This window comes from Neopusillimonas maritima (assembly GCF_003576595.1).
In the GTDB taxonomy this organism is placed as follows: Bacteria; Pseudomonadota; Gammaproteobacteria; order Burkholderiales; family Burkholderiaceae_B; genus Neopusillimonas; species Neopusillimonas maritima.
This window is the reverse complement of the sequence record NZ_NQOU01000001.1, coordinates 275474-301277: the sequence shown is the minus strand read 5'-3', so window position 1 is coordinate 301277 and position 25804 is coordinate 275474. Positions and strand designations below refer to the sequence as shown.

The following is a 25804-nucleotide window of genomic DNA, read 5'->3' as shown; positions in this document are numbered from 1 at the left end:
CGGGTCATACTTTTTTGGTGGTTTAGAGGGGGCTTTCCGCCAGACGGCCGGCCGCCCAACTTGCTTTGGCTTTTTCGTATACATCTTCGAAGACGTTCGCTTCAACAGGCGGTTTTTCAGCCCCTTTCAGGCCGTCGTCGTGGAAAATATATAAACGTGAGGCGAAGTCGGCAAAGGGCAACGACCCTTCGCCCGGCAATTCGCCACTGCCTTGTGTTGAAACCACGGTGCCATTGCCCCAGTCTTGACCGCTGTCGTTGTTAGGGTTGAAAAAATACACCCGCATTTCGTTGTTTTGGTCAAGCGCGACGCGAATAATGGTAATCGCATGCCAACCTACAAACCCGCCTGAACTGTCGGTGACTGCAATCCCCGCTGGTTGGGGGTGAATAATGGGCTCGTTGCCGTTATAGAGCGGATGGTAGGTTTGATAGAACGATGTAATGAATTGATGGTACTGCTTTAACTGCCCGGTTGCGATGTCGACCGCAATATAAAAGTCGCGCCCTACCCACCAACCGTGTAGTTCCGGATTAATCCACTTGTGCGGGTCTTCGCCACGCCCTGCCACGCGCCGGCCCATTTCTGCATAAAGACGGTCAAGGTGCGGTACCAGCAGGATTGACACTGCGTCGGCATCCAACGGAATGTTCGACGCCAAGCCAAGCTGTAATTGGCTTGAATCGAGCGGTTGCCCTTCGAAATGCATAATAATGCGGTCGTTATGGGTGACCTGGGCCAATAACCACAGCAAGTAGTCGGGGTCATTCAACGCCCACATTGATAAGGCGCGTGCCGATTGACAAGTGGGGTTGTTGCCCTGGCCCACCCCTAGCGGTTGCCCCAACATCTGCATAACCCCGGCAATCATGCGTTGTCGGGCGGGAATAGTCGGGCCAAAAGCCACCTCTAAAGAATAGGTACAGGCAGTGCTGGGTTCTGTCGCTAAAAGTCGCCACAATGACGGGGCAATAGGCGGCGAATACAAAATGCCGCGCTCAAGCATGAGCGCCATACCTAAAATGGCCTCGCCGGTGCCGATATGGACCGATTCTTTAATAAGCTGATTAACCAGCGATTGATAGCAACGCAGGCAATCCAGGCCGGTACTGGAAAGGCCCAGTACCTGAGGTAGAAGGTCTCGGTGATCGGAGGCCATAATAAATTGCACAAAGCCAACCTGGTAGTCGGATACCAGACCGGTGTCGTGCATGGCGCGGGCCATACCCATGGCTTCCGCTTGCAGTGCGCCGCGGTCGGCCGCGTTCAGGCGTTGTGTGTAAACCTCAAGACCAGGGTCGTCGCGGCATAAGTGCGTGGGGCCGAACAGCGCGCTAATGAGGCGGTCGGCCCCCACTGCGCGGGTATCACTCATGCCGTTCTGCTCGGCGTGCAAGGCGACGGCGATTTGCACAATCATTGACTTCACCGGCCCAACCTGCAAGGGCCGTTGGGTCAGGATACGCCACACTTCATCCACCAGGCGGCTCAGGATACTTTCCGCGCCGATCTGCTCTAGAACGTGTTTTAACAACTGGTCGATTGCCGGACCCATCGGGCCCTCACGCACACGTGATACTTCAGACGCGGTGCCCAGAATCCGGTCGAGATTCAAGGCCAGTACCTGCGTTAAAAAATGGCGAGCTTGCGCTGCGGGCAACCCGTTTACGCGGTAGGTATATTGCGCAACTGCCAAAAACCGCAGCAAGCTTAAACATTCAAGTGCAACGGTTTGGGGTTCCGCTTTTTCAAGCGTGTTCTTTACCAGCCCCGGCAAAAGCTGGGCCGGGGTGCTCCAGTCGGTTCCGGCAAAAATGCCCGCTTGGTCGAGGCGTTGAATTCGCCCTTGAAGCGCGGCAATGCTGTCGGGCTGCTTCAAAAGCCGGCAAGTGGCCTCCAGTATCCGGCTTTGATATGTTGCCTTACCAACAAGCGAAGCCTTTTCAAGTTGCGACAACATGTGGTCGAACTTGGAAAGCATCGAGTCGAGAGATGCCGGATTAACTGCTGTGGAAGGGCTTTGAGCCGATTCCGTTGTGTAAAGCGGATTACCCATGTGGCAAAACACTACCCTTAAACATAGAAATCAAGATCTTCTTGTGCCTTAAGCAGGTCGCGCAGGCGGTGCGGATCCTCACCGTGGAAATAGATCAGCCCCCAATGTGTACCAAATGCCGAGCGTTTTGTAACCTTTTGCTCAAGCGGCGGCACCAGTTCGTGAAACTCGAAATACGGATCGTTAACGGTTTCGTCGGGCAAGGCAAGCTCGCTCACTACACGGCGGCGTGGGTAAACGCCAAAGCATCCTGCGTGGCCGTTGGCATCCTCAACCGGTGTGGGGAAAAACGCGTCAAGCTCTTCCTGCGTTGTTTTCGGGTCGAACGCCATGACAAGTGCCTGATAGCCATTGAATTCGTAAACCCGCTCAAGCAGCTCAAATACGTTGAAGCCGGGCGGACGATAGGCCACTTCGCCAAAATACATGGTGCCGTCGCTCGTAACAAAGTATTCAGGGTGAATAAAACCGAAATCGATATCAAACACTTCAATAAGCTTTTCTATTTCCTGTGTAATGCGGCCACGCCACTTTTCCAGTTCAGGGGTGGCCGGCACGAATACAGAGTAGCCTAGCGAGACATATTCGGAAATATTAAGAAACTGGATTTTTCGGTCTTTAATCCAGGCTTCCACTGCGAATTCCCAGCCGCTTAGATGGCTTTCCATTAAAGCGGGGAACTCGTCATCGGAAATCGTGGCGACATCGTCGGCCGTACGAATAACACGATGTCCCAAACAGCCGGCCTTATCGAATGCCTTGAAGTGAATAGGGTCGTTTGGGTCGCCGTCAAGCTTGAGCAAGGTTTGGTTTACCCGCTTCAGAAACCGGATCACGTCGTTTCGATCCATGGCTTCTTCGAAAATGCCAACGCGGATACCGCCTAATTGTGCGCGACGCTTCATGAGCGATTTGTCGCGGAACAACATCGACTGACCCAGCAAGCGGGGGTTGTCGAGCAAAACGGAGTTAACGGCCCCGGCCCATTCCACCGTTTCCTCGAATAGCGGTACAGCGACATCGACGCCCATTTCCTGCAGCGTAATCGCCAATTCATAAGAGCGATCGTTAAGACGCTCGAAATCCCAGGATATAAACGGAATATTATGTTCTTTGGCGTAATCTTCAGCCCAGGGTGGGGCGACAACAATATAGCGCCGGTCGAAATTTTCGAGCGCATCAATACAGCGCAGGCTCCAGCCCAGCACCGCAATAAATCCCTTATTCGGGTCTTTTTCCATATGAGACCTCCTTAAATGTTCGCCGGCTGGCAACAGGTGGCCCGGAACCGGGCGTAGGCGAGCCGGTTCCTGTTTAGCATACAGGGTTAAGGCTGGGATGTCTTGTTTCCTAGGAGGAACTCGATGATGCGATGTGGGTTCCTTGTTCATGGGTGCCTTGTTTCCAGGGCTGGTGCTCGCGGCCTTGTACATGGTTACATTTTTGTTGTTTGCATGGTCAAGCCTAAGCTGGCGCCGCGCATGCATGCCGATGAGGCGCCAGCCGACAGCGCCGAACTATGGTCTTTGATTTTCCGTAGCTTTATCCCGCCGGTTTTCCTGATTGTGTTGGTGCTGGGTTCCATATTTTTTGGTTGGGCAACCCCCACTGAGGCCGGTGGTGTAGGAGCTTTCGGTGCAATACTGCTTGCGGCGGCGAAACGGAATTTGAAATTTTCAGTGATGAAAGATGTACTGGTGCGGTCCGCCAAAATCAACGCTATGCTCTTTATGATTTTTTTGGGCGCGACGGCATTTTCTTACGTTTTCCGTTCTTTGGGCGGGGACGACATTATTGCCGAGTTCTTTGAAAACTTAGGGATCGGCCCTGTAGGTGTTCTGGTTTTAATGTTGCTTGTTGTTTTCGTGATGGGTTTCTTTTTCGACTGGATCGAAATTATCCTGATTATTTTGCCGGTTTTTACCCCCATTCTGGAAACAATGGACTTGGGTAGTCACGTTGCACAAAGCGACTTTTTGGTTTGGTTTGCCATTTTGCTGGCGGTTAATCTGCAAACCTCTTATCTGACACCGCCTTTTGGGTACGCCTTGTTCTACATGAAGGGGGCGAAGATACCCGGTGTGACCATGCAACACATTTATGCGGGCATTATTCCTTTCGTGATTCTGCAGTTGATTGGCCTTGTATTGGTGGCATTGTTCCCGGAAATCGTTTTGTGGTTACCTAGAAAGCTCGGTTTGTGAGCATAGCCTGGTATTTGGCTTGCCGTCTGGATACGACTCAGTCAGAATAAGCCCGTTTTCTTCGGAAGCTTGCGGGCTCTTTCAAAATGTCTAATCCAGACGGCCGGTATGCCGATGCAGTTTATTTCTTTATCGCTCTTGTTATTGGTATTGCCGTTGGTGTGGTGGGGGGCTATTTCCATCAACTGATTGATTGGCTTTCTCAGTGGCCGCAATGGTTGGGCGGCCAGTTGCAAGGGGCGGCGCGTATTGCCGTTGGTGCGCTAGTCACCATGAGTGTCGCGGTTTTCTGTGTTTTCATTGTTAAGCGATTCGCACCCGAAGCAGGCGGGAGTGGCGTTCAGGAAATTGAGGGCGCCATGGAGGGTAAACGGGTTGTGCGCTGGCGGCGCGTTTTGCCCATTAAGTTTTTCTGCGGCGTTCTGTCTATTTCATCCGGTCTGGTGTTGGGGCGCGAAGGCCCAACGATTCATATTGGCGCGGCTATTGCCGCCGGTTTGTCCGAAAAATTTCGTGTTTTGGTGCAGGAACGCAAAGGGCTTCTGGCAGCCGGCGCAGGTGCCGGTCTGGCATGTGCATTCAACGCCCCGGTTGCCTCCATGGTGTTCGTGGCAGAAGAAATGCGTCGACAGTTTCCGTTCTCTTTTCGGAACTATGTCGCGGTGGGGCTCGCTTGCGTTATGGCCACTGTCATGACGGAGTGGGTGGGCGGCGTAGCGCCGGACTTAAGTATGACCTTGCATGGCGAAGGTGTGTCATTACCGTTGCTTTTGGCGTTCATTCCCTTAGGGGTTTTACTGGGCGCCTTGGGTGTTTTGTTGAATCGTGGTTTGTTGGGTGCGGCTCAGCTCGCCGCGCTTTGCCATGCTCGCGTGCCCTATGCTTTCCCTGCTGTTGTGGGCCTGGTTGTGGGTGCTTTGCTCATGGTATTTCCCATGGCGGTAACCGGGGGGGAGCACATGATTCAGCGTTTTAACTTCGACTCACCGGGTTTATGGATGTTGCTGCTGCTGGTGGTTGTGCGGTTTTTTACTTCGACTGCCAGTTACGCCTCTGGGGTGCCGGGTGGTATTTTTGCGCCTATTCTGGCATTGGCAATGTGCGTTGGCCTGGCTTGCGGCACCATGGTTGAAATACTGTTTCCTCATGCCGGAGTCGACCCGGTTGCGTTCGGCATTGCCGCCATGGGAGGCTTGTTTACCGCATCGGTACACGCGCCCACGGTTGGCATTATTCTGGTGGCTGAGCTCACCGGAACGTACCAATTATTGTTGCCTTTGGCGATAACCTGCCTGTGTGCCCACATTTGCGCAAAATGGTTAGGTGGGCGGCCGATTTACGAGGCGCTGCTAGAGCGCACGCTGGAGCAGGACCGTTTAAAAGTTGCCGGGGCACAAACAGGGCAATGACCCGGGCTCATTCACCTTGAGCGGTGTTATGTTCTGTGCATGCATACACCAGGGTCACGTCGCCGTCCGAGGGCATGACAGCCGAAAGCGGCAGGCATTGTTCTTTTTGGCACCAACGATAGTCGGGCACGTATTTTGAACGCATCAGGCGAAGGGTGGAGGGGTACGTTTTCGCTGGTTTGTATTCGTACCAGCCATTATGCAACACCGCTTTTTCGGGCGGTTCCATTCCTGCGGCGGATCCTTTTATACGCGCTTGGGTGGCCACCAGTCGGGCACCCAGCTTGTTATTGAATGATTCGACGGCATAATCCTCTTCCCATCTTACTTTTTCAATAGAGTGGGTCCAGGCAAGTGTGAATTCCGTAACGGGAACGAATAAGGGGGGTAAAGAAGGGAGACCTGCCAGGGCAAAGCAGACACCAAGTGCAGCAACACCCGACATTACTCCGACTCCGGGTGCATGCGTTTCTCTGGGTGACGCCACGCATGCCAGATAATAAAACCAACGCAAAGCGCAATGCCGATTTCATCGGTAATGGGGGCGGCAACAACCAGTAAAGTGGCCGCCGCAATAGCGATAACGCGGCTAAGCCACCCGAGCGGGCCAAATAAATAGCCGATGGCTCCCGCTCCCCACAGCCCAATGGCCAGCAACGCTTTTACCACGATATACATGACTGCCGTGGCGCCGCCGTCTCCTTGCAACATGAGCGCCGGCGCATATACGGCCATATAAGGCATGATGAATCCGGCCACGGCAACACGAAGTGCCTGAACACTGATTTGCAGCCCCGGCGCTTTGGCGATCGGCGAAGCGGCAAAGCAAGCCAACGCCACGGGCGGCGTGAGGTCGGCCATGATGCCGAAATAAAACACGAACATGTGCGAGACAATGAGCGGCACCCCCAATTCAAGCAAAATGGGCGCAGCCAGTGAGCTGGTGAGAATGTAATTGGGAATAGTGGGTATGCCCATCCCTAGAATCAGGCAAGTCAGCATGGTGAGTAGCAAGGCTAAAAACAAGTTGCCTTGGCCTATGCTGATAATGTATCCGCCCAAAGTGGTGGCCACCCCCGTTAAGTTAATAATGCCGATAATGACTCCGACCAGAGCGCAGGCAATGGCAACCGGTAAGGCATGACGGGCGCCCATTACCAGGGCCTCAACGGCCAGGCGCAAGGCATTCGTCTCTTTTTTGCTGATTAACAACAACGCCACCAGCATTGCCGTTACGACAAAGAACGTGATGACGCCAAATTCCAGGAAGCCCCCGCACGCAAAGGCCAGTAGTACCCAGAAAAGATAACGCATACTTTGCCGGCTTAGGCCCTGTACTATGGCCGCGCCGAAAATGAGGACAACGGTAAGCGCCAAGCCAATAGTGCCGGAAAACATTGGGGTGTAGCCTGAAAATAACAGTGCGACCAACCCGAGCAGAGGGAGCAGCAAATACCAACGTTCTTTAAGCGCAGCCCATGGATCGGGGCAGTCTTTTTTGTCTAACCCATGCAGGCCTTTGCGCCCAGCCTCAAGGTGGACTGTCCAGAAAATAGTGACAAAATACAGAAGTGCGGGAATAAGCGCCGCCTTGCAAATGTCGATATAGGGTACGTTTAGCGTTTCAGCCATAATGAACGCCACAGCCCCCATGACCGGCGGCATAATTTGCCCCCCCATGCTGGAAGTGGCCTCGACACCGCCCGCAAAAGCAGGGGCATAGCCAAAGCGCTTCATTAAGGGAATAGTGAACTGCCCGGTTGTGACTACATTCGCGACTCCGGAGCCATTAATGGTGCCCATGAAGCCTGAGCTGATGACCGAGACTTTTGCCGGGCCGCCGCGCGTATGGCCAACCATGCCCATGGCAAAGTTGGTAAACAGCGTAATCATGCCCGCTTGCTCAAGAAACGCGCCAAACAGAATGAACAGGAAAATGTAGGTGGACGATACGTATGTGGGCGTGCCGTATATGCCTTCCGTACCAAAACTTAACGTTCCGATGATTTGGTCGAACCCGTAGCCCCGGTGTTGTAGCATGCCGGGCAAGTATTCACCGAATAGGCCATACAGAAGAAACAGGCCGCAAATAAAAGGCAGTGCCCACCCCATCATGCGTCGGGCCGCTTCAAAAACCAATATCAGTAGTACAACGCCCACCAAGGTATCCGTGGGGGTTAGCATGCCGGCACGCGCCGTTAAGTCGCTTTCGAAAACCCAGTGATACAGACTCAAAACGAACGCAATGCCACCCAAAGCCCAACTGAAAAAACGGCCGCCCCGTGAAGTGGCGGCCGGCTCCAGCATGAAAATAAGCAGTACGACAAACCCTACGTGTATTGCCCGTATAACCAGGCTGGATAGCGGGTGGAAAGCCGCCATGTAGATTTGGAACGCCGAAAACGCCAGCGCAACCCAGAACACGCTGCGCGGGATATCAGCAATAGCGGACCGGGGAGAGGAACTCATGCTGTACGACGGCGCCGGCGTTACTTCATAATGCCCACTTCACGGTAGTAGCGTTCCGCACCCGGATGAATTGGCACCGGCATTCCCTTCACGGCATTTTCAGGCTTAATGGCCTTGGCTGCGTTGTGGGCGGCGGCAAGCTTGCTTAGGTTCTCGTACATTGCTTTTGTCATCGCGTAGGCCAGGTCGTCGGAAACTTCGGACTGCGTCACCAGGAAATTGGGAATCGCCGCCGTTTGTACATCCTGAGTTTGGCCTTCGTAGGTATTGGCCGGTATGACAGACGGCTGATAAGCCGCATTCCCGATCTTTTCCACGGTTTCAACAGGAACCGGCACGACCACAATCTCAACCGCGGTGGCTAAATCGCGAATGGATGCCACCCCCAAACCTGCGGACTGCAGTGTGGCATCCAACTGACGGTTTTTCATAAGCTCAACCGACTCGCCAAAAGGCAGATATTCAACCTTGCCCAGGTCATCGTACGAAAGCCCGGCCGCTTTAAAGACGGCCCGGGCATTCAACTCGGTACCCGAACGTGCCGCGCCGACTGAAACGCGTTTGCCTTTCAGGTCGGCCAAGGAGCGAATGCCCGAATCGGCGTTAGCGACGATTTGCACGTAGTTGTTGTAAGTGGCCGATAAGCCGCGCAGTTTATCCAACTTGTTGGCAAACCCGGCCTCTTTCGAGCCGTTCCATGCTTCTGACACCGTATCGGCTAATGCAAATGCCAGTTCCCCACGCCCCGCTTGCAGCAGGTTCATGTTTTCGGCCGATGCTTTGGTTACTTGAGCCGTGGCTTTGGCGTTGGGGATTTCTTGCGCATAAATTTGCGACAGGGCAACACCCAGTGGGTAATACACACCGCTTTGTCCACCGGTTAGCACGTTAATAAATTGCGGCGTTTGTGCCATGGCGGGGCCACATAAGGCCGTGCTTAACGCAAGGGCGGCGGTGGCAAGCCATTTTATTCTTCCCATGATTGTCTCCTTTTTGAAGTGTGGGTTTTTTGTTTAATTATTTCACGTTTGGAAAGCCGCGGGCGCATTTACAATGACCTTGGCATCGTTAAAAGGCAAATCAAATGGTTCTTAACAAGTTAGGCGGGTATAGCGCGGCAATCTGTATTCTGGCTGTGGCGGCAGGGTGTTCATCGGGTGGGCCAACTTTCTCGGGCGAGCGCGCGATGGGGCCGGGCTCGGTTGTGGGAAGCCCCGAATGCCAGAGGAATCCGCGAAGTTGCATTTACGAAGGGCGGTATGAGTCTGACGAGCGGGCCTATGCGGAGTACGAGGCGGCGCGTTTGAACCAGATGGAACTGGAGCGGCTGCGCCGTGGGGGGCGGTGGTAGTAATTCAAGCGAGCGCCATCCGGACGCCGAGCAGCCGCTCAAGGCTTGGTACGAAGAGGCCAAGAATGCGGCCTGGACTCAGCCGGCTGATATCAAGGCTCAGTACCGCAGCGCAAGTGTGCTGAAGAACCGTCGCGTGGTCTTCAACATCAAAGGCAATGACTACCGGTTGATCGTGGCCGTTGCGTACAAGTTGCAGATCGTCTACGTGAAGTTCGTCGGGACCCATAAGGAGTACGACGTAGTGGACGCAGAAACCGTTGAAATGGCCTGACCGGCCACAGAGGAAAAATATGGACATCCGCCCAATCCACACCGAAGCAGACTACAAGGCCACGCTCAAAGAGATTTCGGCTTTGATGGAGTCCGACCCTGATCTGGGCACGCCGGAGGGTGATCGCCTGGATATCCTTGCCACGTTGGTCCAAGCCTACGAGGCTAAGCACGTGTCCATTACTGCGCCTGATCCGGTGGAGGCCATCAAATTCCGAATGGATCAGAGCGGTCTGTCCGTCAAAGATCTTGAGCCGATCATCGGCAAGAGTAACCGAGTCTACGAAGTTCTGAGCCGCAAGCGCCCGCTGACGCTGGCCATGATCCGCAGACTGCACAAGAGTCTGGGTATCCCGGCCGATGTGCTGATTGCGGAGACGGCTGCAGGATGATCGTCGCACACTGAGTTTGGTTTCTGCGGGGAACAGCCCATATTCAATGCACTAATTACCCAAACAAAAAAAGGGCGTGAATTAAAAGATTTGGCCAAACGTGTAGAGGCATCACACAGCCCGCAAGTGATGAACGGAACCTCAAGCTCTTGCGGACCAAGCGGCAGGTGTGACCGTTGGAATGACCAAAGAACTGGTCTTGATGGATCGAAGGGGTAAGCCAAGAGGCCCCAGGTCGACATTCCGGTAGGAGACTGGAAGCGCCCCAGGTAGGCGGCCATCTGGTACAGGTCGTCGCGCTGCGGCCCATTTGGTGAGCTGGCAGACGGATGGAGGGACTTGTACTTGGCATCAACCTCTGGTCATCCACCGCGTCGCAACTCCCTGACACCCCGGCCCAGCTTGCGGCGCAACAGGGCCCGCAGGGTCACCCCATCCGAGTACCCGACCTGTGCGGCGACTTGGTCGACGCTCGCGTTTCCGGTGCGCAAGAGATGCACGGCATGCTCCACGCGCAGGTCCTGGAAATACGACAGCGGTGTCTTGCCCAAAACGCTTTGCAGCCGCCGCGCCAAGGTGCGCTCGCTTGTGCCCGCGGCGCTGGCCGCCTCGGCCAGCGAGAACCCCTTCGCGAGCCGACGTCTGGCCCAGCACTCGAAGCGCTCCACCATCGGGTCGGCATGCGCAAGGTGGTCGGGAATCACGAACTCGGCTTGCGAACTGCGTGCCTCGACCAGCAGATAGCGTGCCACTAGGGCCGCCAGCGCCGGACTGCGCCCCCGGATGATGCGCAAGGCCAAGTCGACGTGGGCCAAAGCGGCACCCGCGGTAGTGAAGCGTGTCGAGTTCACGATCATGCGTGACTCGTCCAGCGTGACGTTCGGATAGCGCTGCCGAAACATCGGCCCCAGCCACCATGACGTCGTCGCACGATGTCCATCAAGCAGGCCACTCTCTGCAAGCAAGAAACTACCGGAGCAGGCGGCACCAAGGTGCGCGCCAGCGGTGGACCACTGCTGTAGCATGGCGACCGCATCGGGCACGTCGGGGCGTGTGAGCCGAGCCGAGAGCGTGTCAGGCATCTTGTCACCAAACGCGGGCACGAGCACGACGTCTGGTTCCGGCACACCACGCGCAGTGACCACGGGGACCGTCAAGCCTTGCGCAGTTCGGATGCGACGCCGCACGCCCACCAGCGTGAGCTCTATGTGCGCGGGAGCCTGTGGCAGCGAGCCCGACATCGCATTGGCCAAGCCCACTGTGTCAGTGAGCGCCGCAAGCCCCAGATCAAACACGCCATCACAAACAAGGATGTGGAGTTTCATGGCAACAATGATATCAAAGTTGTCATTATTGCCTATAGAGATGGCTGTCATGAAGATTTAAACTGCAGGCTCGTCGATCCCTTCACCTAACCCATTTACCCAAAGGATTACAGTATGACCAAGCTCGCCCTGTTTGTTCGCCTCGAAGCCAAACCCGGCCAGGAGGCTGCGCTTGCCGACTTCCTGGCCAGCGCACTGCCGCTCGCCAACGCCGAGTCCGGCACCACTGCCTGGTTCGCATTGAAGTTTGGCCCTTCGACGTTCGGTGTGTTCGATGCCTTTGCCGATGAGGCAGGTCGCCAAGCACATCTGAACGGCCAGATCGCCGCGGCCTTGATGGCCAACGCCGCGACCTTGCTCAGTTCTCCGCCCAATATCGAGAAGGTCGAACTGCTTGCAGCCAAACTGCCTGCATGACAACCCGGCCTTGACCCAATCAGGTCACGCAGCAGGAGGGGGGGGCACACGGCCCTACGCAGCGATCCCCCTCCAATTGCACTTGCCCAGGGAGCTACCTTCCACAGCGATTGGGGGGTAATATTGCAGCCAGAACTTCCAAGCTGCGTCAGCAAGCACGGGCAACATCAGGGCGAGCTGAGATGTTCCGATTCGTCGGGTAGTTATCGAGAAGTACCGACTGTTTGCAACGTGTCGGTACCGAGAGCCGTCTGGGCGAGCCAGATTTCCGGCCCATTGGAAGTCCGCAGTCCGCAAGCGCGGATCGATCGAGCGATTTGTTGAAAATCAACGCCCTAGCATCAGGCCATGCGGGCTGGTTAGGGTTCCTGCGGGTTCGTTCGTGGGAATAATGTTAGCTTTACCACTGTTTTCTGTTCACTAATCTGGGTTTTCATCCACATGCTATTCAATCCACTTCAAGTAGGTTCTCTCACCCTGCCCAACCGCATCCTTCTGGCACCACTGACACGCGCCCGTGCCGACGCTGGCCACATGCCCAACGCGCTGATGGCCGAGTACTACAGCCAGCGAGCCACCGGCGGCCTGCTGATTTCCGAATGCACCATGGTGGCGCCCGGTACATCGGCCTTCGTCAATGAGCCTGGCATCTACAACGACGCGCAGATTGCAGCCTGGAGGCAGGTGACCGACGCGGTGCACGCCAAGGGCGGACGCATCTTCATGCAGATCTGGCACGCTGGCCGCGCAGCCTACCCTGGCGCTGCCGATGGTGCCCCCATTGTCTCCAGCAGCGCTACCGCTATTGAGGGTGAGATCCACACGCCCCAAGGCAAGGTGCCGCACGCGGTGCCCCGCCCCCTGACCGTCGAAGAGATTCCCGGCATCGTGGCTGCGTTTGCTCAAGGCGCACGCAACGCCATTGCCGCCGGCTTTGATGGTGTGGAAGTACACGGCGCCAACGGCTACCTGATTGACCAGTTTCTGCGCGACACGCCCAACCAGCGCACCGATGCTTACGGCGGATCGCTGGAAAACCGTGCACGTTTGCTGTTCGAGGTACTCACTGCCGTGACCCAGGCGATCGGTTCCGAACGTGTGGGTCTGCGCCTGTCGCCCCTCAACAGCTTCAACAGCATGAAAGACAGCGACCCGCTGGCCCTCATCGGCTTCCTGGCCGATAGGCTCAATGCCTTCAAGCTAGCCTACCTGCACGTGATGCGCGCCGATTTCTTCGGCGTGCAGAAGGCCGATGTCATGCCCGTAGCGCGTGAAAAGTACAAGGGTGTGTTGGTGGGCAATATGGGTTACAGCGCTGATGAGGCAGAGGCAGCTATTGCCGAAGGTAAGCTTGACGCTGTGGCCTTTGGCACCGCCTTCCTGGCTAACCCGGACCTGCCCGCACGCATCAGGGCCAAGGCACCGCTGAACGCGCCTGACTCCAACACGTTCTACGCAGGTGGCGCCAAGGGCTATACAGACTATCCGACACTGCAGGTCGCGTAAATCACCGCCCCAGAAGACCGAAGAAACGAGCCACTTTATACCCAAGGCTCTGCCCTTCGATCTTGCGAAGCTGTGAATCGATGGCGTCTACCGAGTGTTGTGCGCCATCACGATCTTTAATTGATAGGTTGCCTCGGTTTCCCTATCTGCTCAAGGGCATCGTGTTCGGCAACGACGGTCGCGCACTTTCACCATGGCACACCACCAAAAAGAATGGCCGGCGCTACCGTTACTACGTGCCACAGCGGGATGCCAAGGAGCACGCGGGAGCCTCGGGCCTGCCGCGACTGCCGGCCGCCGAACTCGAGTCGGCCGTGCTCGACCAACTGCGCGCGATCCTGCGTGCCCCGAATCTCCTGGGTGAGATGTTGCCGCAGGCGATCAAGCTCGATCCTACTTTGGACGAGGCGAAGATCACCGTGGCCATGACCCGGCTCGACGCGATTTGGGATCAACTGTTCCCGGCCGAGCAGACCCGGATCGTGATGTTGCTGGTGGAGAAAGTCATCGTGTCGCCCAATGACCTCGAAGTGCGGCTGCGCGCCAACGGCATTGAGCGTCTGGTGCTGGAGCTGCGCCCCGAACCGGTCGAGCAACATTTCTTTACCCGTAAGAAGGGTTACGCGACCACCTTGGTTGATTTGAAGAATCACAAGGTTTTTGATGTGGTGTTGGGGCGTTCAGAGGCGAGTCTGCGCAGTTATTTGAGGCGTTTGCCGGGTAAGGAGAATGTGCGGGTCATCGTGATGGACCTGTCAGAGACGTACCGTCGGATTGCCCAGCAGTACTTTCCTAACGCGATGATTGTGGCTGACCGCTTTCATGTGATTCGCCTGGTCAATCAGCACTTTTTGAAGCTGTGGCAGCAGTACGACCCCGAGGGACGTAAGAACCGGGGACTGCTCAGCTTGATGCGCCGTCATCACTGGCGACTGTCTGCTGTTCAAAAGGAACGGTTGCATCAGTATCTGGCGCAATCGCCTGTGCTTAAAGCTTTGTACTTTGCCAAGCAGCAACTGAATGGCTTTTTGACCCTGCGCATGACGCACCGAGAACGGGCCAGCAAGATGCTGCCTAAGTTCCTGGCGCTTATTCGCCAGTTTGAACAAAGCCCTGCAAAAGCGCTGGCAAACACGCTAATATCGTGGCTAGAACCCATTGTGCGTATGTGGCGCTTTTCCAAATCGAATGGCATCACCGAAGGATTCCATACGAAGATGGAGATGCTTTCGCGCAGAGCGTATGGATTCAGGAATTTTGAAAATTACCGCCTGCGCGTCTTGGCTCAGTGCGGTTGGAACGGCGTGATTAACCGTGTTTAGTGAATGCGGCATCCCCCGTTTATGGGGTAGAGCCCTGGAGCCGATCGTGAGAATGTGGCGCTTCACCAAATCCAATGGCATCACTGAGGGCTTCCACACTAAAATGGAAATGCTCTCACGCCGTGCATATGGGTTTAGAAACTTTGAGAATTACCGCATGCGGGTCTTGGCCCAATGCGGTTGGAACGGTGTGATTAACCGTGTCTAGTGAATACTGGATCCCCCGTTAATGGGGTAGAGCCGTATTGATTAGACAAGAAAAAGCCCGTAAACCGTTTGTTTATGCGGTGTTACGGGCTTAATTGCTAGTTGTAATGGTGGAGTCGGGGGGAATTGAACCCCCGTCCGCGGGACCTCTGCAGGCAGTTCTACATGCTTAGTCAACCCATTTTAAAATTTTAACCTCGGATCATGCCGGCTGACGGGCCCTTCCTTGGCGAGTCACTAAGATTTAAGCATTAACTTCGTAACCCAGCTAATGCCGATTCCTTGTATATGACGCTGCTGTAGGTTTCCCTACCTAGCCCAAAGACAAACTAGTGCAGCGGCTCACCGCTTAAGCGGCCAGAGCGAAACGCTCGTCGTTGGCGTTTATATTTTTTCCAGTGGATTTACGAGCGAACTGGTGCTCGGCATGCCCTACGCTGTTTCGCGACCCACGTCGAAGCCAGATCGACCCCTTAGTGGAATAACGATTGTAACGTATAACAGTAAGTTAGAGGTGCAGCCCTACAAAAAGTTCCCGCTGCCGCCCCAATTAAGCCACCCGTTGCAACAATGCTTGTACAGCTGGCCAAATTTCATGTGCTGAATCCACTACCGCATCGGCGTTCCAGCGCGGAATATCTTCCACCTGGCAATAGCCATAAGCCGCCGCAATAGTGGGCATGCCTGCAGCTTTGCCCGCCACAATATCGCGCTCATCGTCGCCAACGTAAATGCAGTCTTCCGGCTGGAATCCGGTTTTTTCCGCCGCATACAATAACGGAGCAGGGTGGGGCTTTGCATGCCCGGCGGTATCGCCGCCCACCGTTACCGCACACTCGGCTTCAAGTTGCAGATGCCGCACAATGGGAACCGCCAGGTATTCAACCTTGTTGGTGACGATGCCCCATTGAAATCCTTCGGCTTTCAACGTTGCCAGAAGCTCACCCACACCAGGGAAAAGTCGTGTGAGCGAGGTCATTTGTTTTTCGTATTCGCTTAGAAAACGTATACGATGTTCTTCATACTCGGGGTGGTCCGGCGCCAAATCTAAGCCGGCCTTCAATAAACCGCGCGCGCCTTGCGACGCCATCGGGCGCAAGAGTTCGTAGGGTAGGGGTTCAAGCCCTTTTTGCACACGCATGGTGTTGGCCGCGGCGGCCAGGTCGGGTGCTGTGTCGGCCAGTGTGCCGTCGAAATCGAACAGAATCAGTTTTTGCATTACAGGACTTTACGTGTTGCCATGAGGTAGTTCACCGAGGTGTCGCGCGATAACTTGTAAATATCGGTTATTGGGTTGTATTCCATGCCCGCCATTTTTTCCACTTTCAGGCCGCCCAGGCGTGCTGCCTGGGCCAACTCGCTGGGCTTAACGAAATTTTCGTAGCTGTGCGTGCCTCGTGGCAACAAACGCAAAACGTATTCGGCACCCACAATGGCGAACAGAAATGATTTGGGATTGCGGTTCAAGGTGGAAAAAAACGCCCAACCACCCGGCTTCAACATTTGCCCGCACGCCTGCACAATAGCAGCCGGATCGGGTACGTGTTCCAGCATTTCCATACATGTGACGACATCGAACTGGCCGGCATGTTGGTGAGCGAAGTCTTCGGCGCTGATCTCTTCGTAATTCACTTTTACGCCCGATTCCAAACTATGCAACTTGGCAACCGTTAACGATTTCTTTGCCAGGTCGATGCCCGTAACGTTTCCCCCGCTGGTGGCCATACTTTCCGCCAGAATACCGCCACCGCAGCCTACGTCGACAATGTTTTTGCCGTCGAGTGAACCTACCGTTTCGCGTATCCAGTTCAGGCGCAGCGGGTTAATGGCATGAAGCGGCTTGAATTCACTTTCGGGATCCCACCAGCGCGATGCCAGCGCGCTGAATTTTTCCAGCTCGGCCGGGTCGACATTATTTGTTGTGGCGCTGGATGAGGACGCATTATTGGAAGCAGAGGTTTGTGTCATGTTACGGCCCAAAAAACGAAAAGGGGTGCCCGAGGGCACCCCTTAATTGTAGCGTTATACGCGCAAATTACTTGCGGGTACCTACAATTTCGATCTCTACACGGCGGTTTTGTGCACGACCTTCGCGAGTAGCGTTGCTGGCGATAGGATCGGACTCACCTTTGCCTTCAGCGTAGATACGGTTGGCAGGAATACCTTTGCTAACCAGGTACTCTTTAACCGTGTTGGCACGACGCTGGGACAAGCCCATGTTGTACTGTTCGGTACCGATGGAGTCGGTGTGACCAACAGCGATAACGGTTTCAAGATTCAAGCCTTGTGCCTGAGCAGCAACTTGATCCAGAACTTGACGACCAGCAGGCTTCAACGTGGATTTGTCGAAGTCGAAGAAGGTGTCGGCGTTCAGAACAACTTTCGTTGCTTGAGGTGCTTGAACAGGTTCTTGCTGAGCAACGGGTACACCGTCACAGCCGGGCAGGCCTGTAGCGGGTGTCCAGAAGCTATCGCGCCAGCACAATTCGTTGGTGCCGTTCATAACGGGGCCACCAGAAGAATTCTGCCAGTTGTCGATGGTTTGCGCAGAAACTGCACCGGAAGCCGAAAAGGCGGCAATAGCAAGGGCTAGTGCGAATTTGGAGGGTTTATTCATGTTTCTCCTCGTTTGAGCTTAATGCTGGTAAGTGACCGCAGCGAACCTCCGCCGCATATAAAAAACGTAACCAGTATAGCAATGCAATGGTTTGGTTCAAAGAATTGCACTGGATTTTCATGCTTTGTTAGGCCGAATCTTACGGCATTTTCGTGTTGTTCGTTACCCCTATATGGGCATGACGTGTCCAGTTGTGCGTAATTCTACCTTAAGTTCCCCGATATTGTTGGTTTTAGGCAACGGCAAAGGTAAGATTGGAAGGTGCTAGAATTTGCCATTCGCCCAAAGTGGGTCAGCCAACCTAATTTTCTTCAAGAACTGAAACTATATGGATTCCTTCGCCAAGGAGACGCTTCCTATTTCGCTGGAAGAGGAGATGCGCCGCAGCTATCTTGATTACGCGATGAGCGTAATTGTGGGGCGTGCGCTGCCCGATGTTCGCGACGGCTTGAAGCCGGTTCATCGTCGTGTGCTGTTCGCCATGCATGAGCTTAACAACGACTGGAACCGGGCGTACAAGAAGTCTGCGCGTATTGTGGGTGACGTCATCGGTAAATATCACCCCCATGGTGATTCCGCCGTGTACGACACCATTGTTCGCATGGCACAGAACTTCTCGCTGCGTTATCCGCTGGTCGACGGGCAGGGCAATTTTGGCTCGGTCGATGGTGACAGCGCTGCTGCCATGCGTTACACGGAAATCCGTTTGGCGAAGATCGCGCATGAATTATTGGCTGATATAGATCAGGAAACGGTGGACTTCGGCCCCAACTACGATGGCAGTGAGCAGGAGCCTTTGCTGTTGCCTTCGCGTTTGCCCAATCTGCTGGTGAACGGCAGTGCCGGTATCGCAGTGGGTATGGCCACCAATATTCCGCCACACAATTTGTCGGAAGTGGTCGACGGCTGCCTGTATTGTTTGCGTAATCCCGAGTGCACGGTTGATGAGCTTATCGAGCTTATCCCTGCACCCGACTTTCCTACCGGCGGCATTATTTATGGTGTTTCCGGTGTACGAGAAGGTTATCGCACGGGGCGCGGTCGCGTCATTATGCGCGCGAAAACGCACTTTGAAGACCTTGAGAAGGGAAACCGGCAAGCCATTATTGTTGATGCCATTCCGTATCAGGTGAACAAGAAAACGTTGCAGGAACGCATCGCGGAACTGGTCAACGAAAAGAAAATCGAAGGTATCTCCGATATTCGTGACGAGTCCGACAAAGACGGGATGCGTCTTGTTATCGAGCTCAAGCGCGGCGAAGTGCCGGAAGTGGTGCTGAATAATCTGTACAAGCACACGCAGTTGCAGGACACCTTCGGTATGAACTTTGTGGCGCTGGTCGACGGCCAGCCGCGCTTGTTGAACCTGAAGCAAATTGTTGAGTACTTCCTGTCGCATCGTCGGGAAGTGGTGACGCGTCGCACGGTTTACCAACTGCGCAAGGCGCGCGAGCGCGGCCATGTGCTGGAAGGTTTGGCGGTGGCGCTAGCTAATATCGACGACTTCATCGCCATTATCAAGGCGGCGCCGACACCGCCGGTGGCGCGCCAGGAGCTCATGTCACGTTCGTGGGATTCCTCGCTGGTGCGCGAAATGCTTCAGCGCGCCGATGCGGGTGAGACACCAGGCGGTCGGGTAGCGTACCGGCCTGAATCGTTGCCCGAAGGCTTCGGCTTGCAAGACGACGGCATGTATCGTTTAAGCGATACACAGGCGCAGGAAATTCTGAATATGCGCCTGCAGCGCCTTACCGGCCTCGAGCAAGACAAGATCGTTAATGAGTACAAAGACATCATGGATACGATCACTGATTTGCTCGATATCCTGGCGCGTCCTGAGCGTATTACCAGCATTATTGCCGACGAACTCGCTGCCATTAAGAATGAGTTCTCCACCGGCACAAAAGACATCCGTCTTTCGGAAATTGAGCACAACGCAACCGAACTGGATACTGAAGACCTGATCACCCCCATGGATATGGTGGTGACGTTATCGCAGTCGGGTTATATCAAGAGCCAGCCGTTGTCTGAATACCGGGCGCAGAAGCGGGGCGGTCGCGGCAAGCAGGCCACCACCATGAAAGAGAACGACTTTGTCGATCAACTCTTCATCGCCAACACGCATGATTACCTCTTGTGCTTCTCCGATCACGGCCGCGTGTATTGGCTGAAGGTGTGGGAAGTGCCACAAGGGTCGCGTAACTCGCGTGGTCGACCGATTGTGAACATGTTCCCGCTTATGGAAGGCGAGAAAATTACTGTGGTGCTGTCTGTAAAAGAGTTCAGCGAAGATCACTTTGTCTTCATGGCCACGTCGCGCGGTACGGTTAAGAAAACACCGTTGTCTGATTTCTCCAACCCGCGCAAAGCCGGCATTATTGCGGTTGGGCTCGACGAGGGCGATTACCTTATCGGTGCCGAGCTTACCGATGGCAAGCACGACATTATGCTGTTCTCCGATGCGGGCAAAGCCGTGCGTTTCGATGAGAACGACGTCCGTCCCATGGGCCGTACCGCACGTGGTGTACGCGGCATGATGCTGGAAGACGGGCAAACCGTTATTTCCATGCTGGTGTCGAACGACGAATCGCTTAGCGTGCTTACCGCTACTGAAAACGGCTATGGCAAACGTACGCCTATTACCGAATATACCCGCCATGGTCGTGGCACGAAGGGCATGATCGCTATTCAGGCCAGCGCGCGTAACGGCAAAATGGTCAGCGCCGTGTTGGTGCATGCCAGTGACGAAATCATGCTCATTACAAATTCGGGCGTGTTGATTCGCACACGTGTATCTGAAATTCGTGAAATGGGTCGCGCCACGCAGGGTGTCACGTTAATCAATGTTGATGAAAACAGCTATTTGTCGGGCGTGCGTCGTATTGTGGAAAGTGATGTCGACGATGTCGAGCTTCTGGACGACGTTGATAATGATGACGTCGAAGGCACAAGCGCTGCGGATAGCAGCGATGCGACGGATGCCGGCGATCAAGGCGGAAACGACTCACCCGCCGATGATTCCAACGACTCGGATTCGGAGGATCGCTAATGCGCCCCTGGAATTTTTCCGCCGGCCCTTCAGCGCTGCCATTGCCGGTGCTGGAGCAGGCTGCGCAGGAAATGACCGATTGGCATGGCAGTGGCTTGTCGGTTATGGAGATGAGTCACCGCGGCAAACATTTTCTTCAAATCATCAATGAGGCCCACGACGATCTGCGTGAGCTGTTGTCTGTTCCCGATGATTTTGAAATTTTGTTTATGCAGGGTGGTGCCACCGCTGAAAATGCCATTATTCCGTTGAACCTGATAGGTCGTCAGGGTTTGGGCAAGGCCGATTACGTGTTATCGGGAATCTGGTCGGAAAAATCGTGCAAAGAGGCCCGGCGCTACGGCGATGTTGCCGTGGCGGGCAGCAGCGGATGCGCTTCGGTGATCAATGGTCTTTCCCAGGCGGCTTTCACTTGGTTTCCCGAACCGGCGCAATGGCAGTTGCGCGACGATGCCGCCTATGTGCACCTGTGCAGCAATGAAACCATTGGTGGTGTGGAGTTCGTTAATTGGCCCGATCTGAATGCCTTGGGTGCGAAAGGCGTGCCGTTGGTGGTGGATGCGTCATCGCACATATTGTCGCGACCCATTGATTTTTCCAATGTTGGCTTGGTGTATGCCGGTGCTCAAAAGAACGCAGGCCCGGCCGGCGTCACGCTGGTGATGATTCGCAAAGACTTGATTGGTCATGCTTTACCGCACTGCCCCTCGGCTTTCGACTACGCAAATGTTGCGGCTTCGGGCTCCATGTTCAATACGCCACCCACTTACGCAATTTACGTCATGGGCCTGGTATTCAAGTGGCTCAAGCAACATGGCGGGGTCGCCGCCATCGAACAGGTCAATATACAAAAAGCCAATGCGCTGTACAACTATATCGACGCCTCCGGCTTTTATGAAAACCGGGTTCATCCCAGCGTGCGTTCTCGCATGAATGTGCCGTTCTTTCTGGCGAACGAAGCATTGAACACAACGTTCTTGGCCGAATCCGAGCAGGCGGGTTTGTTCCAGTTGAAAGGGCACAAAAGCGTAGGCGGGATGCGCGCATCCATCTACAATGCCATGCCGCTTGAGGGCGTGCAGGCGCTGGTGAGTTTCATGCAAGAGTTTGAACGTCGCCACGGATAAGAAAAGTTTGCCATGGATAAAAATTTACAGGCCAGTTTGACGCCGTTGCGTGAAGTAATTGACGCGATTGATAAGGAAATTTTGTCTTTGTTGAATCAGCGTGCCCGCACGGCACAGCAAGTTGGTGAAGTAAAAGAGGCTTTTGATGCCGCCGGCCCGGTACTGAAACCAGAGCGTGAGGCCACCTTGATTCGCCATTTGCAATCACTGAACCAGGGCCCGTTTACGCAAGAGGGCATAGAGTCGGTATGGCGTGAAATTATTTCTGTCTGCCGTGGTCTGGAGCGCACGTTGATTGTGGCTTATCTGGGCCCGCAAGGCTCGTTTTCAGAGCAGGCCGCCTTAGAACAGTTTGGTCATTCCGTTCAAAAAATGCCGTGCGCCAATTTCGATGAAGTGTTTCGCGCGGTTGAATCGGGTCAGGCGGATATTGGCATGGTACCTGTGGAGAATTCCACAGAGGGCGCTGTCAGCCGAACACTGGATTTGTTATTAAACTCTTCTCTGAAGGTCATGGGTGAGCGCTCACTCAGTATTCAGCATTGCCTGATGACGCAATCGGGGACGATGGACGGCATTACCACGGTAATGGCGCATCCGCAGGCATTGGCGCAATGTCAGGCATGGTTGGGTCGACACTATCCGCAACTGAGTCGCGATGCGGCGTCCAGTAATGCCGAAGCAGCGCGCGTGGCGGCTGAGAACGCCAAGGTGGCTGCGATTGCAGGGGCGGCTGCGGCAGAGGCCTGGAATTTGAAAGTTGTGGCGCCGGGTATTCAAGATGATCCGCATAATCGCACCCGCTTTCTGGTGGTGGGTGCCGACGACGTCGCTCCGTCCGGTCACGACAAAACAAGCCTTATTTTGGCAGTACCGAACCGCGCCGGTGCAGTTTATGACATGTTGGAGCCGATTGCCCGCAACGGCGTGTCGATGTCGCGGCTGGAGTCGCGACCGGCGCGCACCGGTCAGTGGGAATATTATTTCTATGTCGATATTTTGGGGCATCAAAGCGACCCTGCCGTTAAAGCAACGCTCGTTGATTTGAAGAAACGCGCCGCTTTTTTCAAGGTGCTGGGTTCTTACCCCGTGCAATAACGGGGCGAATTGCATGGAAAATTCTCCGCCTTTCCCGTCGATTGATGTTTTGGCCATTGTGGGCGTGGGCTTGATTGGTGGTTCGTTTGCGGCGGCGTTACGCAAAGCAGGGCGGGTTAAGCGCGTGCTGGGTGTGGGGCGGCGGCCAGGGCCGCTTGCGCAGGCCAGGCGCCTGGGCCTTATCGACGAGGCGGTATCGCTTGAAGAGGCGGCCGGGCAGGCCGACGTTATTTTGCTGGCTTCGCCGGTGGGATCCATGCCGGCTTTGTTTCGTGGGCTGGTCCCTCATTTGAGAGAAAGCACGCTGTTAACCGACGCAGGCAGTACCAAGGCCGATGTTGTGAAAGCGGCATACGAAGCCTTGGGAGAGCGCGTTGGGCAGTTCGTACCGGGCCACCCCATTGCGGGCGCTGAAAAAACCGGCCCCGAGTCTGCCGAAGCAGGCCTATATGAAGGCAGGCATGTTGTTCTCACCCCCTTGCCTGAAAACTCAGCGGTGATGCGTCAGCAGCTAACGCAGTTATGGGAAGCCGTGGGGGCACGGGTTGTACTAATGGATCCGGAAAGTCACGATCGCGCGTTGGCGTCGGTAAGCCACTTGCCCCACTTTCTGGCTTCTGTTTTTATGGAGCAGGTCGCAGCTTGCGCCGACGCCGATTTGCGTCTTGGTTTGGCCGGAACCGGTTTCCGGGATTTCACTCGTGTGGCGGCGGGGTCCGCCGAAATGTGGCGCGATATTTTTATGGCCAATCGTGAAGCGGTGTTGCGTGAGCTCAAGGATTTTCGTGTCACGCTGGATGAGGCCGAGTCGGCCTTGCGCGACGAAGATGCGCAAAAGCTTTACGACATGCTTGAACGCGCCGCCTTGGCGCGGCGCTTTTGGGGTAGCAGGAGCGGTTTGTCATGAGTTCTTCCGGTGTCAGAGAGGCGTTGGGTCGTCTGGCGTTGCCACCTTCCACTGAAGCGTTCGGGCAAATGACGCTGCCGGGATCCAAAAGCATTTCCAATCGTGTGTTATTACTGGCCGCACTGGCCCAGGGGCAAACGCGGATTCGGGGGTTATTGGATTCGGACGATACCCGGGTCATGCTGGCGGCGTTGGAAACGCTGGGCCTGACGCTTCAGCGGGTATCTGATACCGAAGTGTGGGTAACAGGCCAGGCGGTTTTTAAAAACCGGCAAGCAGATTTGTTTCTTGGAAATGCCGGCACGGCGTTTCGGCCGCTTACTGCGGCACTGGCCCTGATGGGGGGGGATTTCCGGTTGTCGGGTGTGCCGCGCATGCATGAACGACCGATTGGCGATCTGGTCGACGCTTTGCAGCAACTGGGGGCCGGGATTCAATATGAGGGCCAGACGGGGTATCCGCCTTTGAAAATTTCACCCGCGCAGACAACCGTGAATCCCTTCACGCGCGTTAAGGGGTCGGTTTCCAGCCAGTTTCTTACTGCTTTGCTCATGGCGGCGCCGCTGGCTACAGCCCGAATGGGGCAACCCCTTGTTATTGAGGTCGAGGGTGACCTGATTTCGAAACCCTATATTTTGATCACGCTTAATTTAATGGCGTATTTCGGCGTGCAGGTTAAACGTGAAGGTTGGTCCCGCTTTACGGTGCCGGCTGACGCACACTATGTTTCGCCGGGCGATATCATGGTCGAGGGCGACGCCTCTTCAGCTTCGTACTTTATGGCGTTGGGTGCAATTGGGGGCGGGCCGGTTACCGTACATGGCGTGGGTGCCGACAGTATTCAGGGAGATATTGCCTTTGCACAAACGCTGGAGGAAATGGGGGCGCAGGTGAATTGGGGCGCGCATTCGGTTTCTGTTTCAGGGCCGTGTGTGGCCAAGGGGGCGCGGTTACGTGCCTTCGATAAAGATTTCAACCTTATTCCCGACGCGGCGATGACGGCAGCTGCTTTGGCCCTGTACGCTGACGGCCCTTGCCGGTTGCGCAATATTGGAAGCTGGCGCGTAAAAGAGACCGATCGAATCCACGCGATGCATACTGAATTGGCCAAACTGGGCGCGCAAGTTGAGTCTGGGCCGGACTGGCTAAGCGTTACCCCTCCGGCAACGCCCGACAGTTGGCGGGCGGCCGAGATTGAAACCTACGACGACCATCGGATGGCCATGTGCTTTTCACTGGCAGCGTTTGGTCCGGTACCGGTAATTATTCTTGATCCTGGATGCGTTAGCAAAACTTTTCCTGATTATTTCAACATCTATAGCAAACTGGTGAAATGACGATTAATACGCAAGATGTTCCGGTCATTGCGATTGATGGGCCGACCGCATCCGGCAAGGGCACAGTGGCACAGCGTGTGGCACAGCATTTGGGTTGGGCGGTGCTTGATAGTGGTGCGTTGTATCGTCTGACTGCTCTGGCTTGCATGCAAAATGGAGTGGCCGACAGCGATGAAGCCGAAGCGGCACGAATTGCCGCCGGCCTGGATGTGCAATTTCATAATGGCGCGATCTGGCTGGGTGGCCACGATGTAACCGCAGCGATTCGTGAGGAACCCGTTGGTGTGTTCGCTTCCCGCATAGCCGCTTTCGGTATGGTTCGACAGGCACTATTGGAGCGCCAGCGTGCATTCAGGCGGCTGCCTGGGCTGGTGGCCGATGGCCGGGATATGGGTACGGTTGTCTTTCCAAATGCACCTTTAAAAATATTTTTGGTGGCCGATGTTGCGGCGCGCGCTGAAAGACGCTGTAAGCAGTTGAAGGAAAAGGGTTTTTCTGCTAACCTTTCTAGTTTGATGGAGGATCTGCAGGCGCGCGATGAGCGTGACCGTACCCGCAGCAATGCACCGCTGGTACCTGCACCTGATGCCATCATCATTGATTCTTCAAATTTAACCATTGAAGAAACCGTGAATGCAGTACTCGACCACTGGTCGAAAATTGGGGCCTGAATTTAGCTGGAAGCCGCGTTATTCCAACGTATTCAGTTTTTCAGGCAATGTTTAACTCCACTGGGGC

The 25804-nt window shown here is 55.1% G+C and carries 24 protein-coding genes, 1 other RNA gene and 1 pseudogene; 15 read left to right on the top strand and 11 right to left on the bottom strand.

The genetic code is table 11. The features are described 5' to 3' along the window. Window positions 1-22: 22 nt before the first annotated feature. Window positions 23-2056 carry a hypothetical protein gene (locus tag CJO09_RS01470; protein ID WP_218961007.1) on the bottom strand — a complete coding sequence of 678 codons (2034 nt, stop codon included), beginning with the start codon at window positions 2054-2056 and terminating at the stop codon, window positions 23-25. Window positions 2057-2073: 17 nt separating this feature from the next. Next, window positions 2074-3297, bottom strand: coding sequence for an ATP-grasp domain-containing protein (locus CJO09_RS01465; protein WP_119440779.1), 1224 nt, complete (start codon window positions 3295-3297; stop codon window positions 2074-2076). Window positions 3298-3510: 213 nt separating this feature from the next. Here CJO09_RS01465 and CJO09_RS01460 point away from each other — a divergent pair, with 213 nt between their 5' ends. Beyond that, entirely contained in the window at window positions 3511-4260 is a 750-nt protein-coding gene (locus tag CJO09_RS01460) for a TRAP transporter large permease subunit (RefSeq protein WP_218961006.1), read from the top strand. Window positions 4261-4346: 86 nt separating this feature from the next. Then, the gene (gene clcA, locus CJO09_RS01455; RefSeq protein WP_119440778.1) at window positions 4347-5669 is read left to right on the top strand and encodes a H(+)/Cl(-) exchange transporter ClcA; all 1323 of its coding nucleotides are present in this window, start codon (window positions 4347-4349) and stop codon (window positions 5667-5669) included. Between the two features lie 7 nt (window positions 5670-5676). On the opposite strand, the gene CJO09_RS01450 is transcribed toward clcA, so the two are convergent. The 3 genes from CJO09_RS01450 to CJO09_RS01440 are packed head-to-tail and all read right to left on the bottom strand — an operon-like array spanning window position 5677 to window position 9118. Continuing rightward, window positions 5677-6114 (bottom strand): DUF1850 domain-containing protein, encoded by a 438-nt coding sequence (locus CJO09_RS01450; protein WP_119440777.1) that lies wholly within the window; start codon window positions 6112-6114, stop codon window positions 5677-5679. Further along, window positions 6114-8138 carry a TRAP transporter permease gene (locus CJO09_RS01445; RefSeq protein ID WP_119440776.1) on the bottom strand — a complete coding sequence of 675 codons (2025 nt, stop codon included), beginning with the start codon at window positions 8136-8138 and terminating at the stop codon, window positions 6114-6116. The genes CJO09_RS01450 and CJO09_RS01445 overlap by 1 nt, the downstream gene beginning before the upstream one ends. 20 nt (window positions 8139-8158) lie before the next feature. Continuing rightward, window positions 8159-9118, bottom strand: coding sequence for a TAXI family TRAP transporter solute-binding subunit (locus CJO09_RS01440; RefSeq protein ID WP_119440775.1), 960 nt, complete (start codon window positions 9116-9118; stop codon window positions 8159-8161). Between the two features lie 104 nt (window positions 9119-9222). On the opposite strand from CJO09_RS01440, the gene CJO09_RS01435 reads away from it, so the two are divergent. From CJO09_RS01435 to CJO09_RS01425, 3 genes are read left to right on the top strand one after another with little or no spacing between them, the layout of a single operon-like run. Beyond that, the gene (locus CJO09_RS01435) at window positions 9223-9489 is read left to right on the top strand and encodes a hypothetical protein (RefSeq protein ID WP_114419620.1); all 267 of its coding nucleotides are present in this window, start codon (window positions 9223-9225) and stop codon (window positions 9487-9489) included. Continuing rightward, entirely contained in the window at window positions 9473-9763 is a 291-nt protein-coding gene (locus CJO09_RS01430) for a type II toxin-antitoxin system HigB family toxin (RefSeq protein WP_119440774.1), read from the top strand. The genes CJO09_RS01435 and CJO09_RS01430 overlap by 17 nt, the downstream gene beginning before the upstream one ends. A 19-nt stretch (window positions 9764-9782) precedes the next feature. Further along, on the top strand, window positions 9783-10154 hold the full coding sequence (locus CJO09_RS01425) for a helix-turn-helix domain-containing protein (RefSeq protein WP_119440773.1): 372 nt from the start codon (window positions 9783-9785) through the stop codon (window positions 10152-10154). Here the strand turns inward: CJO09_RS01425 and CJO09_RS15910 are convergent. Then, a pseudogene (locus tag CJO09_RS15910) lies at window positions 10043-10498 on the bottom strand (hypothetical protein); the annotation flags it as partial. The gene CJO09_RS01425 and the pseudogene CJO09_RS15910 sit on opposite strands and share 112 nt — an antisense overlap. Window positions 10499-10516: 18 nt before the next feature. After that, window positions 10517-11530 carry a GlxA family transcriptional regulator gene (locus tag CJO09_RS01415; protein WP_119440771.1) on the bottom strand — a complete coding sequence of 338 codons (1014 nt, stop codon included), beginning with the start codon at window positions 11528-11530 and terminating at the stop codon, window positions 10517-10519. Window positions 11531-11593: 63 nt separating this feature from the next. Here CJO09_RS01415 and CJO09_RS01410 point away from each other — a divergent pair, with 63 nt between their 5' ends. The 4 genes from CJO09_RS01410 to CJO09_RS01390 all read left to right on the top strand — a co-directional run bounded on the left by CJO09_RS01410 (window position 11594) and on the right by CJO09_RS01390 (window position 14932). Next, window positions 11594-11896: a putative quinol monooxygenase gene (locus tag CJO09_RS01410; protein ID WP_007182542.1), complete on the top strand. Its 303-nt coding sequence runs from the start codon at window positions 11594-11596 to the stop codon at window positions 11894-11896. Window positions 11897-12337: 441 nt separating this feature from the next. Next, a complete protein-coding gene (locus CJO09_RS01405) occupies window positions 12338-13402 on the top strand; it encodes an alkene reductase (RefSeq protein ID WP_058880599.1) in 1065 nt (354 codons plus the stop codon). An 80-nt stretch (window positions 13403-13482) separates the two neighbouring features. Continuing rightward, complete coding sequence (locus CJO09_RS15665; protein WP_218961005.1) at window positions 13483-14724, top strand: ISL3 family transposase; 1242 nt, start codon at window positions 13483-13485, stop codon at window positions 14722-14724. Continuing rightward, window positions 14717-14932 (top strand): transposase, encoded by a 216-nt coding sequence (locus tag CJO09_RS01390; protein WP_425454084.1) that lies wholly within the window; start codon window positions 14717-14719, stop codon window positions 14930-14932. The genes CJO09_RS15665 and CJO09_RS01390 overlap by 8 nt, the downstream gene beginning before the upstream one ends. A 107-nt stretch (window positions 14933-15039) precedes the next feature. Here the strand turns inward: CJO09_RS01390 and ssrA are convergent. The 4 genes from ssrA to ompA all read right to left on the bottom strand — a co-directional run bounded on the left by ssrA (window position 15040) and on the right by ompA (window position 17548). Beyond that, window positions 15040-15404: a transfer-messenger RNA gene (gene ssrA / locus CJO09_RS01385) on the bottom strand. A 77-nt stretch (window positions 15405-15481) separates the two neighbouring features. Beyond that, window positions 15482-16150: a phosphoglycolate phosphatase gene (gene gph / locus CJO09_RS01380; RefSeq protein ID WP_119440770.1), complete on the bottom strand. Its 669-nt coding sequence runs from the start codon at window positions 16148-16150 to the stop codon at window positions 15482-15484. Then, window positions 16150-16899: a bifunctional 2-polyprenyl-6-hydroxyphenol methylase/3-demethylubiquinol 3-O-methyltransferase UbiG gene (gene ubiG / locus CJO09_RS01375; RefSeq protein ID WP_119440769.1), complete on the bottom strand. Its 750-nt coding sequence runs from the start codon at window positions 16897-16899 to the stop codon at window positions 16150-16152. Before ubiG ends, gph begins: the two co-directional genes overlap by 1 nt. 67 nt (window positions 16900-16966) lie before the next feature. After that, complete coding sequence (gene ompA, locus CJO09_RS01370; RefSeq protein WP_119440768.1) at window positions 16967-17548, bottom strand: outer membrane protein OmpA; 582 nt, start codon at window positions 17546-17548, stop codon at window positions 16967-16969. Window positions 17549-17876: 328 nt separating this feature from the next. Here ompA and gyrA point away from each other — a divergent pair, with 328 nt between their 5' ends. The 6 genes from gyrA to cmk are packed head-to-tail and all read left to right on the top strand — an operon-like array spanning window position 17877 to window position 25737. Next, entirely contained in the window at window positions 17877-20597 is a 2721-nt protein-coding gene (gene gyrA, locus CJO09_RS01365; RefSeq protein WP_119440767.1) for a DNA gyrase subunit A, read from the top strand. After that, window positions 20597-21724, top strand: coding sequence for a 3-phosphoserine/phosphohydroxythreonine transaminase (gene serC / locus CJO09_RS01360; RefSeq protein WP_119440766.1), 1128 nt, complete (start codon window positions 20597-20599; stop codon window positions 21722-21724). Before gyrA ends, serC begins: the two co-directional genes overlap by 1 nt. A 12-nt stretch (window positions 21725-21736) precedes the next feature. Next, on the top strand, window positions 21737-22822 hold the full coding sequence (gene pheA / locus CJO09_RS01355) for a prephenate dehydratase (protein ID WP_119440765.1): 1086 nt from the start codon (window positions 21737-21739) through the stop codon (window positions 22820-22822). Window positions 22823-22835: 13 nt separating this feature from the next. Then, window positions 22836-23729 (top strand): prephenate dehydrogenase, encoded by an 894-nt coding sequence (locus CJO09_RS01350; RefSeq protein ID WP_119440764.1) that lies wholly within the window; start codon window positions 22836-22838, stop codon window positions 23727-23729. After that, the gene (gene aroA, locus CJO09_RS01345; RefSeq protein WP_119440763.1) at window positions 23726-25066 is read left to right on the top strand and encodes a 3-phosphoshikimate 1-carboxyvinyltransferase; all 1341 of its coding nucleotides are present in this window, start codon (window positions 23726-23728) and stop codon (window positions 25064-25066) included. Before CJO09_RS01350 ends, aroA begins: the two co-directional genes overlap by 4 nt. Further along, window positions 25063-25737 (top strand): (d)CMP kinase, encoded by a 675-nt coding sequence (gene cmk / locus CJO09_RS01340; protein WP_119440762.1) that lies wholly within the window; start codon window positions 25063-25065, stop codon window positions 25735-25737. Before aroA ends, cmk begins: the two co-directional genes overlap by 4 nt. Window positions 25738-25804: the final 67 nt, after the last annotated feature.